The sequence below is a fragment of the Micromonospora cynarisoli genome, assembly GCF_030518815.1.
Classification (GTDB): Bacteria; Actinomycetota; Actinomycetes; order Mycobacteriales; family Micromonosporaceae; genus Micromonospora; species Micromonospora wenchangensis.
The window spans coordinates 6,871,744-6,887,783 of the sequence record NZ_CP130426.1; the positions used below are offsets into that span (position 1 = coordinate 6,871,744).

Genomic DNA, 16,040 nt, shown 5'->3' on the forward strand with positions numbered 1-16,040 from the left:
AACGAGTTTGGTGAGGTTCGGATGGCGAACGAAGAGAAGCTCCTCGAGTACCTGAAGCGGGTCACCGCCGATCTGCACCGCACCCGGGAGCGGCTGCGCGAGGTCGAGTCGCAGGAGCAGGACCCGATCGCGATCGTCGGCATGGCCTGCCGCTACCCAGGCGGGGTCAACTCGCCCGAGGACCTGTGGCGGCTGGTCGCCGACGGTGTCGACGCCATCGGCGACTTCCCCACCGACCGGGGCTGGGACACCGGCGCCCTCTACGACGCCGACCCGGACGCCGCCGGCAGCAGCTACGTGCGGCAGGGCGGGTTCGTCCACGACGCCGACGAGTTCGACGCCGAGTTCTTCGGCATCTCGCCCCGCGAGGCGTTGGCGATGGACCCGCAGCAGCGGCTGGTGCTGGAGGCGAGCTGGGAGGCGTGCGAGCGGGCCGGCATCAACCCCGACACGTTGCGCGGTGGCCCGGTCGGTGTCTTCGTCGGCTGCGGCGGGCAGGACTACTGGGACCGGCTCACCGTGCTGCCCGAGCCGGTCGAGGCGTACATGAGCACCGGCAGCTCCGGGGCGGTGGTCTCCGGTCGGGTCGCGTACAGCCTGGGGTTGGAGGGGCCGGCGGTCACCGTCAACACCGCCTGCTCGTCGTCGCTCGTCGCGCTGCACCTGGCCGCGCACGCGCTGCGGCAACGCGAGTGCGGGCTGGCCCTGGCCGGCGGCGTCACCGTGATGTCGACGCCCGGCGCGTTCGTCGCGTTCAGCAGACAGCGGGGGCTCGCCTCCGACGGCCGCTGCAAGCCGTTCTCCGAGGACGCCGACGGCACCGGCTGGGGTGAGGGCGTCGGCATGCTGCTGCTGGAACGGCTCTCCGACGCCCAGCGCAACGGCCACCGGGTGCTCGCCGTCATCCGGGGCTCCGCGATCAACCAGGACGGCGCGTCCAACGGGCTCACCGCCCCCAACGGGGTGGCCCAGCAGCGGGTCATCCTCCAGGCGCTCGCCAACGCCGGGCTCACCTCCACCGACGTCGACCTGATCGAGGCGCACGGCACCGGCACCACCCTCGGTGACCCGATCGAGGCGGAGGCGCTGATCGCCACGTACGGGCACGACCGGCCGGCCGACCGGCCGCTGTGGCTCGGCTCGGTCAAGTCGAACATCGGTCACGCCCAGGCCGCCGCCGCCGTCAGCGGCGTGATCAAGATGGTGATGGCGCTGCGGCACGGCGTGCTGCCCAAGAGCCTGCACGTGGGGGAGCCGTCGACCCATGTCGACTGGTCCGCCGGCACCGTGCAGCTGCTGACCGAGGCGCGGCAGTGGCCCGACCACGGCCAGCCGCGTCGGGGCGGGGTGTCGTCGTTCGGGGTGAGCGGCACCAACGGGCACGTGATCCTGGAGCAGGCCCCACCGGTGGAGGCCGTCGAGCCGGCCGGGGCGGCCGATCCGCCGGTGGTGCTCTGGCCGCTGTCCGGCCGGTCGGCGGCGGCGCTCGCCGGTCAGGCCGAGCGGTTGCGGGAGTTCCTCACCGACGAGCGTCCGGTCGACGTCGGGTTCTCGCTGGGCACCACCCGGGCCGCCGGCGCGTACCGGGGCGTGGTGCTCGGTGACGACGTGGCCGGCCTGGAGACCCTGGCCGCCGGTGGCGGCCTGTCCGGTCGGACCGTCGTGGGTCGTACGGCGGTGTTGTTCACGGGTCAGGGTGCGCAGCGGGTCGGGATGGGTCGTGAGCTGGCGGAAGCGTTCCCGGTGTTCGCGCAGGCGTTGGACGAGGTGTGTGCGGCGTTCGCCCCGTTGCTGGGTGGTGACCTGCGGGAGGTGATGTTCGCCGATCCGGATGGTGTGTTGGATCGGACGGGGTGGACGCAGCCGGCGTTGTTCGCGGTCGAGGTGGCGTTGTTCCGGTTGGCGGAGTCGTGGGGGTTGAAGCCGGATTTCGTGGCGGGTCATTCGATCGGTGAGTTGGCTGCCGCCCACGTGGCGGGGGTGTGGTCGTTGGGGGATGCCTGCCGGGTGGTGGCGGCGCGTGGTGGTCTGATGCAGGCGCTTCCGGCGGGTGGGGCGATGTTGGCGATCGCCGCTCCGCTGGATGAGTTGGATCTGGGTGACGTGGATGTGGCGGCGGTGAATGGCCCTCGTGCGGTGGTGGTGTCGGGCACGGAGGAGCAGATTGCGGGGTTGGAGTCTCGTCTTGAGGTGAAGACGCGTCGGTTGCGGGTGTCGCATGCGTTCCACTCGCACCTGATGGATCCGATGCTCACCGAGTACGGGCGGGTCGTGGACGGCGTGACCGCGAATTCGGCGGGCATTCCGCTGGTGTCGACTGCGACAGGTGATCTCGCTACCGACGACGAGTTGGGTTCGGTCGGGTACTGGCGGGGTCAGGTGCGGGGGACGGTGCGGTTCGCCGAGGCGGTGGCTGCTCTCGCGGCGCGGGGTGTGACGCGGTTCGTGGAGATCGGGCCGGACAGTGTGCTGACCGCGATGGTGGCCGACTGTGTGGAGGACGCCACCGCCATCGCCCTCCAGCGGCGCAAGCGCGAGCAGGTCGAGGCGTACGCGGCCGGGATGGCGCAGGCGTGGATCAGCGGCGTCGACCTGGACTGGACGGCCGTCAACCCCGGCGGCCGGACCGTCGACCTGCCCACCTACGCCTTCCAGCACCAGCGGTTCTGGCTGGACGCCCCCGCCGACCCCGGTGACGCCACCGCGATGGGTCTGGACTCCGCCGACCATCCGCTGCTCGGCGCGGCCGTCACCCTCGCCAACGCCGACGGGGCCGTCCTCACCGGCCGGCTCTCCCTCGACCGGCACCCGTGGCTCGCCGACCACGCCGTCGACGGCGCGGTGGTCTTCCCCGGCACCGGCTACGTCGACCTCGCCCTGCACGCCGGGGCGCAGGTCGGCGTCGAGACCGTCGACGAACTGACCATCGAGGCCCCGCTGGTCCTGCCCGAACACGGCGGCGTCCAACTCCAGGTCGTCGTCGGCCCCGCCGACACCGACCACACCCGCTCCCTCCAGGTGTACGCCCGCAGCGCCGACACCGATGCCCCGTGGACCCGGCACGCCAGCGGTGTGCTCGCCCCCGGCCCCCGTACCACCGGGGCCGCCCTCACCCAGTGGCCGCCGGCCGACGCCGAACCGGTGCCCACCGACGACCTCTACCACCACCTGGCCAGCGGCGGCCTCGTCTACGGCCCGGTGTTCCGGGGACTGCGCCGGGTCTGGCGGCGCGGCGACGAGTTCTACGCCGAGGTCACCCTGCCGGAGGGGGTGGACGCCGACGGGTTCGGCCTGCACCCCGCCGTGCTCGACGCCGGCCTGCACGCCCTCGGCCTCGCCGACGGGGACACCTTCCGGGGACTGCCGTTCGCCTGGACCGGTCTCACGCTGCACGCCACCGGTGCGACCGGCATCCGGGTCCGGCTCACCCCGGTCGGCTCCGGGGTACGGGTGGCGGTCGCCGACGCGGTCGGCGCACCCGTCGCCACGGTCGACTCGCTGGTACTGCGCCCCGTCCAGGTGACCCGCCCCGGCGGGGTCGCCGACGCGCTGTTCGACCTGACCTGGCAGGAGATCGGCACCCCCACCGGCACGGTCACCCCGACCTGGGCCCACCACCCGGCCAGCGGCACCGGGCCGGCCGCCCCCGACGCGGACCTGCTGGTGCTGACCACCGGCAGCGCCGGGGACGCCGCCGGCCCGCAAGCGGTGCACGACGAGGTGAACCGGGTCCTCGGTCTGGTGCAGGAGTCGCTGGCCGGCCCCGACACCCACCGGCTGGTGGTGCTCACCCGTCACGCCGTCGGCGGCGACGGCACCGACCTGACGGGGGCGGCGGTCTGGGGTCTGCTCCGCTCGGCGCAGGCGGAGAACCCCGATCGGCTGCTGCTTGTCGACACCGACCCGGACGCCGACGTGGCCGCGACGCTCGCCGTCGCCCTGGCCACCGGCGAGCCGCAGGTACGGGTCCGCGACGGCGTGGTCTCGGTGCCCCGGCTCACCCGTCAGGTCGTCGAACCGGCCACCCCGGCGGACGCCCCGCTCTATGGCAGTGGCACGGTGCTGGTCACCGGTGCGACGGGTGCCCTCGGTGTGGCGGTGGCCCGGCACCTGGTGACGGCGCACGGGGTCACCAGGCTGCTGCTGTTGTCGCGCAGCGGCACGGCCGCCGCCGGCGCCGGCGACCTGGTCGCCGAGCTGACCGCGGCTGGCGCGCAGGTCGAGCTGGTCGCCGTCGACGTGGCCGACCGGGACCAGTTGACCGCCGTTCTGGCCGACGTGTCGGACCTGTCGGCGGTGGTGCACATCGCTGGTGTGCTCGATGACGGTGTGGTGTCGGCGTTGACTCCGGATCGGGTTTCGGCGGTGTTGCGGCCGAAGGTGGATGCGGCGTGGTTGCTTGACGAGTTGACCCGGGGTCGGGAGTTGTCGGCGTTTGTGTTGTTCTCGTCGTTGTCTGGGGTGTTGGGTGCGCCGGGGCAGGGCAACTATGCGGCGGCGAATGCGTTCCTTGATGCACTCGCCACCGTCCGTCGTGCTGCCGGGTTGCCGGCGGTGTCGTTGGCGTGGGGGTTGTGGGGCGAGGGTTCGGCGATGACGGACCGGCTTGCCGATGCCGACCGGGAGCGGATGTCCCGGGGCGGGGTGCTGCCGCTGGCCACCGCCGACGGGCTGGCCCTGCTCGACACCGCCGTCGCCAACCCGTACCCGACCGCGGTGCCGGCCCGGCTCGACCTGGCCGCCCTGCGTACCCTCGGTGAGGACCTGCCGCTGCCGTTCCACGGCCTGGTCCGCCCGGCCCGGCGGACGGCCGCCCGCGCCGTCGCGGGCGTCGCCACCGGATGGGCGGCGGACCTCGCCGCGCTGTCCACCGAGGAACGCGAACGCGCCGCGACCGCCCTGGTCCTCAGCCAGGTGGCGGCGGTGCTCGGGCACGCCTCCGCCGAACGGATCGACGCCGGCCGGGCGTTCCAGGAACTGGGCTTCGACTCGCTCACCGCCGTCGAACTGCGCAACGGGCTCTCCGCCACCACCGGCCTGCGGCTGCCCGCTACCCTGATCTTCGACTACCCGTCACCGCGTGACCTGGCCCGGCACCTGCTCAGCGAGATCGCCGGCCCGGACGGCGTCGACGTCGTACGGAAGGTCGCCACGACCGTCGCCGACGACGAGCCGCTGGCGATCGTCGGGATGGCCTGCCGCTACCCCGGCGGCGTCACCTCGCCCGAGGACCTGTGGCGGCTCGTCGCCGACGGCGCGGACGCCATCGACGGATTCCCCACGGACCGGGGCTGGGACCTGGCCCGGCTGTACGACCCGACCAGCACCCGCCCGGATACCACGTACGTGGACAGGGGCGGATTCCTCACCGACGCCGCCGAGTTCGACCCGGTCTTCTTCGGCATCTCCCCCCGCGAAGCGGTGATCATGGACCCGCAGCAGCGGTTGCTGCTGGAGGTGTCGTGGGAGGCGTTCGAGCGGGCCGGCATCGACCCGGGCACCCTGCGCGGCTCGTCCACCGGCGTGTTCGCCGGGGTGATGTACCACGACTACGTCTCCGGGCACAGCGCCGGCAGCGTCGTCACCGGCCGGGTGGCGTACACGCTCGGGCTGGAGGGGCCGGCGGTGTCGGTCGACACGGCGTGCTCGTCGTCGTTGGTGGCGATGCATCTGGCGGGTCAGGCGTTGCGGTCGGGTGAGTGTGATCTGGCGTTGGCCGGTGGGGTGACGGTGATGGCGACGCCTGAGACGTTCGTGGAGTTTTCGCGTCAGCGGGGGTTGGCGCCGGATGGTCGGTGCAAGCCGTTCGCGGCGGCTGCGGACGGGACGGGTTGGTCCGAGGGCGTCGGCGTGCTGGTGTTGGAGCGGTTGTCCGACGCGGTGCGCAACGGGCACCGGGTGCTGGGTGTGGTTCGCGGTTCGGCGGTGAACCAGGACGGTGCGTCGAACGGGCTGACCGCCCCGAACGGTCCCTCCCAGCAGCGGGTGATCCGGCAGGCCCTCGCCAATGCCGGGGTGTCGGCGGCCGAGGTGGACGTGGTGGAGGCGCATGGCACTGGTACGACGTTGGGTGATCCGATCGAGGCGCAGGCGATTCTGGCGACGTACGGTCGGGATCGGGAGCGGCCGTTGTGGTTGGGGTCGGTGAAGTCGAACCTGGGTCACACGCAGGCGGCTGCTGGTGTGGCGGGTGTGATGAAGATGGTGTTGGCGATGCGGCATGGGGTGGTGCCGCGGACGTTGCATGTGGACGCGCCGAGCCCGCACGTGGACTGGTCGTCAGGTGCCGTTCGGCTCGCCACCGACGAGGTGCGGTGGCCGGCGGTGGACCGGCCCCGTCGGGCGGCGGTGTCGTCGTTCGGCATCAGCGGCACCAACGCCCACCTGATCCTGGAACAGGCCCCCGAAACCGCGCAGCCGACCCCGCCGGCCCCGACGCCGGTGTCGCTGTGGCCGGTCTCCGGCCGGTCGGCCAGCGGCCTCGCCGCCCAGGCCGCCCGCCTCGCCGACTTCCTCGCCGACGCCGACCTGAACCCCGCCGACGTGGCGCTGACCCTCGGCACCGGCCGGGCGGCCCTGGAGCACCGGGGGGTGGCCGTCGGGGACGGCGTCGCCGGTCTCCGCGCCCTCGCCGCCGGCCAGGGTGTGCACGGCCACCTGGCCACCGGCCGTACCGCCGTGCTGTTCACGGGTCAGGGTGCGCAGCGGGTCGGGATGGGTCGTGAGTTGGCGGAAGCCTTCCCGGTGTTCGCGCAGGCGTTGGACGAGGTGTGTGCCGCGTTCGGGTCGTTGCTCGACGGTGACCTGCGCGAGGTGATGTTCGCCGATCCGGACGGTGTCCTCGATCAGACCGGGTGGACGCAGCCGGCGTTGTTCGCGGTCGAGGTGGCGTTGTTCCGGTTGGCGGAGTCGTGGGGGTTGAAGCCGGATTTCGTGGCCGGTCACTCGATCGGTGAGCTGGCTGCCGCGCACGTCGCTGGGGTGTGGTCCCTGGAGGACGCGTGCCGGGTGGTGGCGGCGCGTGGTGGTCTGATGCAGGCGCTTCCGGCTGGTGGGGCGATGCTGGCCATCGCCGCCCCGCTGGCTGAGCTGGATCTCGGCGACATCGACGTGGCGGCGGTGAATGGTCCCCGGGCGGTGGTGGTGTCCGGTACAGAGGAGCAGATCGCGGCGCTGGAAGCCTCCCTTGAGGTGAAGACCCGCCGGTTGCGGGTGTCGCACGCGTTCCACTCGCATTTGATGGACCCGATGCTGGCCGAGTACGGGCAGGTCGTGGACGGCGTGACGGCGAGCCCGGCGGGTATCCCGCTGGTGTCGACCGCCACCGGTGATCTCGCCACCGATACCGAGTTGGGTAGCGCCGGCTACTGGCAGGGTCAGGTGCGGGGGACCGTCCGGTTCGCCGACGCCGTCGCCGCCCTGGCGGCCCGTGGGGTGACGCGGTTCATCGAGATCGGGCCGGACAGTGTCCTCACCGCCATGGTCGCCGACAGCGTCGACGACGCGGTGACCATCCCGTTGCAGCGCCGCGACCGGGAGCAGGTCGAGGCGTACGCCACCGGGATGGCGCAGGCGTGGACCACCGGCGTCGACCTCGACTGGGCCGCCATCCACCCCGCCGCCCGGCAGGCCGACCTGCCCACCTACGCCTTCCAACGCCAGCACTACTGGCTCTACGACCCGGCCCTCGTCGGTGCCGGCCTGCTCGCCGCCACCCACCCGCTGCTCGACGCCGCCGTGCCGCTGGCCAACACCGACGGCGTCGTCTTCACCGGCCGGTGGTCGCTGCACACCCACCCGTGGCTCGCCGACCACGCCGTCGGCGGGACCGTCGTGTTTCCCGGCACCGGCCTCGTCGAACTCGCCATCCACGCCGGTGACCAGGTCGGCGTCGGCCTGCTCGACGAGCTGACCCTGCACGCGCCGCTCGTCGTCCCCGCCGCCGGCAGCGTCGAGGTGCAGGTCGCCGTGGAGACGCCCGACCCCACCGGCCGCCGGGCCGTCCTGGTGCACTCCCGGGAACGCGACGACGTCCCGTGGACCCGGCACGCCACAGGCGTCCTCACCGCCGGGGACACCCCCGGCGTCGCCCTCACCGCGTGGCCCCCCGCCGACGCCGAGCCGCTGCCGCTGGCCGGCCTCTACGACGACCTCGCCGCCGGCGGCCTCGACTACGGCCCGGCCTTCCAGGGCCTACGCCGCGCCTGGCGGGCCGGTGACGAACTCTTCGCCGAGGTCGACCTCCCCGACGGTACGGAGACCGACGGCTACGGCCTGCACCCGGCCCTGTTCGACGCCGGCCTGCACGCCCTCACCCGCGCCGACGGCGACACCTCCCGGGGCCTGCCGTTCGCCTGGTCGGGGGTGACCCTGCACGCCACCGGCGCGACCAGCCTGCGGGTCCGGCTCACCCCGGCCGGCAGCGGCGTCCGGATCGCGGTCGCCGACGCGGTCGGCGCACCCGTCGCCACCGTACGGTCGCTGGTGCTCCGCCCGGTGCAGGTCACCGCCGGCACCGGCGTCGCCGACGCGCTGTTCGGCCTGGACTGGCAGCCGGTCACCGTCACCCCCACGGCCACCACCTGGACCTGGCACCCCGGCACCGTCGACGGCACCGCGACCGGCCCGACCGACGGCGGCCCCGCCGACGCGGTGGTGCTGCGGGCCGGCGGCACCGGCGACGTGCACGCCGAGGTGCACCGGGTGCTGGCCGTCACCCAGCGCTGGCTGGCCGGGGACGACCCCGCCCCGCTTGTCGTCCTCACCCGCCACGCCGTCGGCGACGACGTGACCGACCTGGCCGGCGCGGCGGTCTGGGGGCTGCTGCGCTCCGCACAGGCGGAGAACCCCGACCGCATCCTGCTCGTCGACGCCGACACCGACCAGCCCGACGACGTCCTCCCGGCGGCCCTGGCGGCCGGCGACCCGCAGGTGTCGATCCGCGACGGCGTCGTCCGGGTGCCCCGGATCGTCCGCCGGACGCTCCCGGCCACCCCGCCGGGTGCCCCGCTCTACGGCAGTGGCACGGTGCTGGTCACCGGCGCGACGGGTGCGCTCGGCACGGCCGTGGCCCGGCACCTGGTGACGGCGCACGCGGTGCCGAGGCTGCTGCTCCTGTCGCGCAGCGGCACGGCCGCCGCCGGCGCCGACGACCTCGTCGCCGAGCTGACCGCGGCCGGCGCGCAGGTCGACCTGGTCGCCGCCGACGTGGCCGACCGGGACCAGCTGACCGCCGTCCTGGCCGACGTGCCGGACCTGTCAGCGGTGGTGCACACCGCAGGCGTGCTCGACGACGGCGTGGTGTCGGCGTTGACCCCGGAGCGGGTCTCGGCGGTGCTGCGGCCCAAGGTGGACGCCGCGACGCTGCTCGACGAGCTGACCCGGGACCGGGAGCTGTCGGCGTTCGTGCTGTTCTCGTCGCTGTCTGGGGTGCTGGGCGCGCCGGGGCAGAGCAACTACGCTGCGGCGAACGCCTACCTCGACGCGCTCGCCGCCACCCGCCGCGCTGCCGGGTTGCCGGCGGTGTCGTTGGCGTGGGGGTTGTGGGGCGAGGGTTCGGCGATGACGGACCGGCTTGCCGATGCCGACCGGGAGCGGATGTCCCGGGGCGGGGTGCTGCCGCTGGCCACCGCCGACGGGCTGGCCCTGCTCGACACCGCCGTCGCCGGCGGACCGGCCACCCTCGTCCCGGCCCGGCTCGACGTGCCGACGCTGCGTACCCTCGGTGACCGGCTGCCCCCGGTGTTCCGCGCCCTGACCGGGCCGACCCGGCGCACGGCCACCGCCGCCAGCACCGTCGACCGGGCGGGCGGCGACTGGCTCGCCGGCCTGCCGGAGCAGGAGCGGGCCGGTGCCGTCCGGCACCTGGTGCACACCCACGTCGCCGCCGTGCTCGGCCTCGCCGGCCCGGAGGCGGTCGAGGCGGACCGCACCTTCCAGAGCCTCGGCTTCGACTCGCTCACCGCCGTCGAACTGCGCAACGCGCTCTCCACAGCGGCCGGCCTGCGGCTCCCGGCCACCCTGATCTTCGACTACCCGACGCCGGTGGCCCTCGCCGAGTTCCTGTACGGCGAGCTGAGCGGCGCGCTCGACGTACCGCAGGAGCGGCGCAGCGCCACCACGGCTTCCGGTGACGAGCCGGTGGCGATCGTCGGCATGGCCTGCCGCTACCCCGGCGGGGTGTCCTCCCCGGAGGACCTGTGGCGGCTCGTCGCCGACGGCGTCGACGCCATCGACGGCTTCCCCACCGACCGGGGCTGGGACCTGGCCCGGCTCTACGACCCGACCGGCGTCCGCCCCGACACCAGCTACGCCGACCAGGGCGGGTTCCTGCCCGGCGCGGCCGGCTTCGACCCGGCGTTCTTCGGCATCTCACCCCGGGAGGCCGTGCTGATGGACCCGCAGCAGCGGCAACTGCTGGAGGTCTCCTGGGAGGCGTTCGAGCGGGCCGGCATCGACCCCTCCTCGGTACGCGGCTCCGCCACCGGCGTCTTCGCCGGCCTGATGTACCACGACTACGTGACCGGGCACAGCGCCGGCAGCGTCGTCTCCGGGCGGATCGCCTACACCCTCGGCCTCGAAGGCCCCGCCGTCACCGTGGACACGGCGTGCTCGTCGTCGTTGGTGGCGATGCATCTGGCGGGTCAGGCGTTGCGGTCGGGTGAGTGTGATCTGGCGTTGGCCGGTGGGGTGACGGTGATGGCGACGCCTGAGACGTTCGTGGAGTTTTCGCGGCAGCGGGGGTTGGCGCCGGATGGTCGGTGCAAGCCGTTCGCGGCGGCTGCGGACGGGACGGGTTGGTCCGAGGGCGTCGGCGTGCTGGTGCTCGAACGCCTCTCCGACGCCCGGCGGCACGGGCACACGATCCTCGGTCTCGTCCGGGGCTCGGCGGTGAACCAGGACGGTGCGTCGAACGGGCTGACCGCCCCGAACGGTCCCTCCCAGCAGCGGGTGATCCGGCAGGCCCTCGCCAATGCCGGGGTGTCGGCGGCCGAGGTGGACGTGGTGGAGGCGCATGGCACTGGTACGACGTTGGGTGATCCGATCGAGGCGCAGGCGATTCTGGCGACGTACGGTCGGGATCGGGAGCGGCCGTTGTGGTTGGGGTCGGTGAAGTCGAACCTGGGTCACACGCAGGCGGCTGCTGGTGTGGCGGGTGTGATGAAGATGGTGTTGGCGATGCGGCATGGGGTGGTGCCGCGGACGTTGCATGTGGACGCGCCGAGCCCGCACGTGGACTGGTCGTCCGGCGAGGTGCGGCTCGCCACCGAGGCGGTCGACTGGCCGGTGAACGGACACCCCCGCCGGGCGGCGGTGTCGTCGTTCGGCATCAGCGGCACCAACGCCCACGTCATCGTCGAGGAATACCCGCAGCCCGTCGTGGCACCCGAGCCGACGCCGGCACCGGCCGTGGTGCTCTGGCCGCTGGCCAGCCGCTCCACCGCCGGCCTCACCGCCCAGGCCGGCCGCCTGCGTGACTTCGTCACCGACGAGCGGCCGGTCGACGTCGGGCACTCGCTGGCCGTCGGTCGCGCGGCCCTGGACCACCGGGCCGTGGCCGTCGGCGGTACGGCCGCCGACCTGTCCGCCGGTTTGGAGGCCCTGGCCACGGGCACCGGCCTGTCGGGTCGGATCACCAGCGGTCGTACGGCGGTGTTGTTCACGGGTCAGGGTGCGCAGCGGGTCGGGATGGGTCGTGAGTTGGCGGAAGCGTTCCCGGTGTTCGCGCAGGCGTTGGACGAGGTGTGTGCGGCGTTCGGGTCGTTGCTGGGTGGTGATCTGCGGGAGGTGATGTTCGCGGATCCGGATGGTGTTCTCGATCGGACGGGGTGGACGCAGCCGGCGTTGTTCGCGGTCGAGGTGGCCCTGTTCCGGTTGGCGGAGTCGTGGGGGTTGAAGCCGGATTTCGTGGCGGGTCATTCGATCGGTGAGTTGGCTGCCGCCCACGTGGCGGGGGTGTGGTCGTTGGGGGATGCCTGCCGGGTGGTGGCGGCGCGTGGTGGTCTGATGCAGGCGCTTCCGGCGGGTGGGGCGATGTTGGCGATCGCCGCTCCGCTGGATGAGTTGGATCTGGGTGACGTGGATGTGGCGGCGGTGAATGGCCCTCGTGCGGTGGTGGTGTCGGGCACGGAGGAGCAGATTGCGGGGTTGGAGTCTCGTCTTGAGGTGAAGACGCGTCGGTTGCGGGTGTCGCATGCGTTCCACTCGCACCTGATGGATCCGATGCTCACCGAGTACGGGCGGGTCGTGGACGGCGTGACCGCGAATTCGGCGGGCATTCCGCTGGTGTCGACTGCGACCGGTGATCTCGCTACCGACGACGAGTTGGGTTCGGTCGGGTACTGGCGGGGTCAGGTGCGGGGGACGGTGCGGTTCGCCGAGGCGGTGGCTGCTCTCGCCGCGCGGGGTGTCACCCGGTTCATCGAGATCGGGCCGGACAGTGTGCTCACCGCCATGGTCGCCGACTGCGTCGACGACGCGGTGGCCGTCGCGTTGCAGCGGCGGGACCGGGAGCAGGTCGCCGCGTACGCGACCGGGATGGCGCAGGCGTGGATCAGCGGCGTCGACCTCGACTGGACGGCCGTCAACCCCGGCGGCCGGACCGTCAACCTGCCCACCTACGCCTTCCAGCACCAGCACTACTGGATGCAGGACACCGGGGCGGACCGCGACGTCACCGCCGCCGGGCTGCTCGACGCCGGGCACCCGCTGCTGTCGGCCGTCACCACCCTGCCCGACACCGACGGGCTGATCGCCACCGGGCTGCTGTCCCGGCGTACCCACCCGTGGCTGGCCGAGCACGCGCTGGGCGACACGATCGTGCTGCCCGGCACCGGACTCGTCGAACTCGCCGTCCGGGCCGGGGACCAGGTCGGCTGCGGCCGGCTGGCCGAACTCACCCTCCAGGCGCCGCTGGTCGTCCCCGACGACGGCGTACAGGTGCAGGTAGCCGTCGGCGCACCCGGCGAGGACGGCGGCCGGCCGGTCACCGTCTACTCCCGGCACCGGGACGCGCCGTGGACCCGGCACGCCACCGGCCTGCTCACCCCGGCGCCGGCCGACCGACCGGCCGATCCGGCTGCCGCCTGGCCGCCGGCCGCCGCCACCCCCGTCGACGTCGACGGGATCTACGAGCGGATGGCCGACGCCGGACTGGTCTACGGCCCGGTCTTCCAGGGCCTGCGGACCGCCTGGCGACACGGCGACGAGGTGTACGCGGAGATCGCGCTCCCCGGCGACGTGCTCGACGCCGACCGGTTCCACCTGCACCCGGCCCTGTTCGACGCGGCCCTGCACGCCATCGGGCTGAGCCGGGGCGAGGGAAGGCCCGCCGTCCCCTTCTCCTGGACCGGGGTCACCGTCCACGCTACCGGGGCGGACGCCCTGCGGGTCACCGTCACCCCCGCCGGCCCCGACGAGGTCGCCCTCACCCTCACCGACCAGACCGGCGCGCCCGTCGCCCGGGTCGACTCGCTGGTGCTGCGGGAGATCGACGCGGGTCAGCTCGCCGCCGCCCGCACCAGTCGGCAGGAGCACCTCTACCGGGTCGACTGGACCCCGGTGCCGCTGACCGCCACCCCGGCCACCGGCCGCTGGGCGCTGGTCGGCGTCGACGAGTTCAAGGTGGCCGCCGCGCTCGACACCGTCGGCCAGCTCACCGAGACCCACCCCGACCTGCCCTCCCTCACCGCCGCCCTGGACGCGGGCGGGGCCGCCCCGGACGTGGTGCTGGTCGCCAGCGTGCAGCCCGACTCCCGGGATCTCGCGGTCGGTGCCCGGCACACCACCGGGCAGCTGCTCACCCTGCTCCAGGGGTGGCTCGCCGACGACCGGTTGGCGTCGTCCCGACTGCTGGTGCTCACCCACGGCGCGCAGGGCGACCGGGTCACCGAACCCGCCGCGGCGGCGGCCTGGGGTCTGGTCCGGTCCGCCCAGTCGGAGAACCCGGGTCGGATCGTCCTGGTCGACCTCGACGACCACGACGGGTCGGCCCAGGCGCTCCCGGCGGTGCTGGCCGGCGGCGAACCGCAACTGGTCGTCCGCGAGGGTGTCGCCCACGCCGCCCGGCTGGTGTCCGCCACCGCGCCCGACGGCACCCCCGGCAGCGCCTTCACCGAGGGCGGAACCGTCCTGGTCACCGGGGCCGGCGGCACCCTCGGCCGGCTCGTCGCCCGACACCTGGTCGACGCGTACGGGGTGCGGCACCTGCTGCTGGCCAGCCGGCGCGGGCCGGACGCCGACGGGATGGCCGCGCTGCGCGACGACCTCACCGCCCGCGGGGCGCAGGTCACCGTGGCCGCCTGCGACCTGGCCGACCGGGAGGCGGTCGCCGCGCTGCTCGCCGGGGTGCCCGCCGAGCATCCGCTGACCGGGGTGGTGCACGCCGCCGGGGTGCTCGACGACGGGATCATCCCGTCGCTGACCCGGGAGCGCCTCGACGCGGTCCTGCGCCCCAAGGTCGACGCCGCCACCCACCTGCACGAGCTGACCCGCGACGCGGGGCTCACCGCGTTCGTGCTGTTCTCCTCGGCGGCCGGCGTGCTCGGCGGCCCGGGGCAGGGCAACTACGCGGCGGCGAACGCCTTCCTCGACGCGCTGGCGAGCGCGCGACGGGTGGCCGGGCTGCCCGCCCAGTCCCTGGCCTGGGGGCCGTGGGCCGGCGGCGGGATGGCCGACGACCTCGGTGGCACCGACCGGGCCCGGATGTCCCGGGGCGGGGTGCTGCCGATGTCCGCCGGGGAGGGGCTGGCGCTGCTGGACGCGGCGCTGGCCCGCACCGAGGCGGTGCTCGTCCCACTCAAGGCCGACCTGGGCACCTCGGCGGGCGGCGAGGTGCCGCCGATCCTGCGGGCCCTGGTCACCCCGACCAGGCGGGCCGCGTCGGGGACGAACCGGCCCGACCCGGCGGCGCTGCGGCGTACGCTCGGCGGGCTCGACGCCGACGGACAGCAGGCGCTGCTGGCCGACCTGGTCCGGGCGCGCGCCGCGGCCGTGCTCGGCCACGGCGGAGCCGACGACCTCGACCCGGAGCTGCGCTTCGTCGAGCTGGGCTTCGACTCGCTCACCGCGATGGAGCTGCGTACCGCGCTCAACGAGGCGACCGGCCTGCGGCTGGCCACCGGGGTGGTCTTCGACCACGGCAGCGTCGACGAACTGGCCGCGCTGCTGCGCACCGAACTGGCCGCGCCGCCGGCCGAGGACCGGGCCGGTACGCCCGACGCCACCGCCGACTCGATGAGCGCGCTGTTCGGCACCGCCGTTCGGGGCGGTCGGGTACAGCAGGGCCTGGCGTTGCTCCACGCGGTGGCCGACATCAGGCCCAGCTTCGACGGGCCGGCCGACCTGCCGCAGATCCCCGCCCCCCGGCGGCTCGCCCGCGGCGACCAGGGGCCGGCGATCGTCTGCTTCCCGTCGCCGATGGCCCTCGGCGGCGACCAGCAGTACGCCCGGTTCACCGCCGAGTTCGGCGGCACCCGGGACGTGTGGACCCTGCCGGTGCCCGGCTTCGGCCGCGACGACAGCCTGCCCGCCTCCGCCGACGCGGCGGTGCGGGTGTTCGCCGAGATGGTCCGCCCGATCGCCGAGCAGGGGCCGTACGTCATCGTCGGCTACTCCTCCGGCGGCCTGTTCGCCCACGCCACCGCCGGCCTGCTGGCACGGCAGGGGCACGGCCCGACCGGGGTGGTGCTGCTGGACACCTACCTGACCACCGGCAGCACCACGGCGACGTTCTTCACCCACATGCTCGAATCGCTGCTGGACAAGGAGACCACCTTCGGCGAGTTCAGCAGCGCCCGACTCTCGGCGATGGGCCGCTACATCCGGTTGCTGGAGAGCTGCCCGGTCGAGACGATCGACGCACCGGTGCTCTTCGTCCGGCCCCAGGAGTCCATCGTGGCCGGTGGTGACGACGACGGGTGGCGGGCCACCTGGGAGACCCCGCACGCGCTCCGGGAGGTGCCCGGCGACCACTTCACCATGATGGAGGGCCGGGCCGGCACGACCGCCGGGGTGGTACGGGACTGGATCGCGCAGTGACG

General features: G+C 74.0%; 1 protein-coding gene. It reads left to right on the forward strand.

Annotation, left to right across the window (positions count from 1 at the left end; genetic code table 11):
• Positions 1–21 precede the first annotated feature (21 nt).
• Positions 22–16,038: a type I polyketide synthase gene (locus tag Q2K16_RS30275; protein ID WP_302741816.1), complete on the forward strand. Its 16,017-nt coding sequence runs from the start codon at positions 22–24 to the stop codon at positions 16,036–16,038.
• The last annotated feature ends 2 nt before the right edge of the window (positions 16,039–16,040 follow it).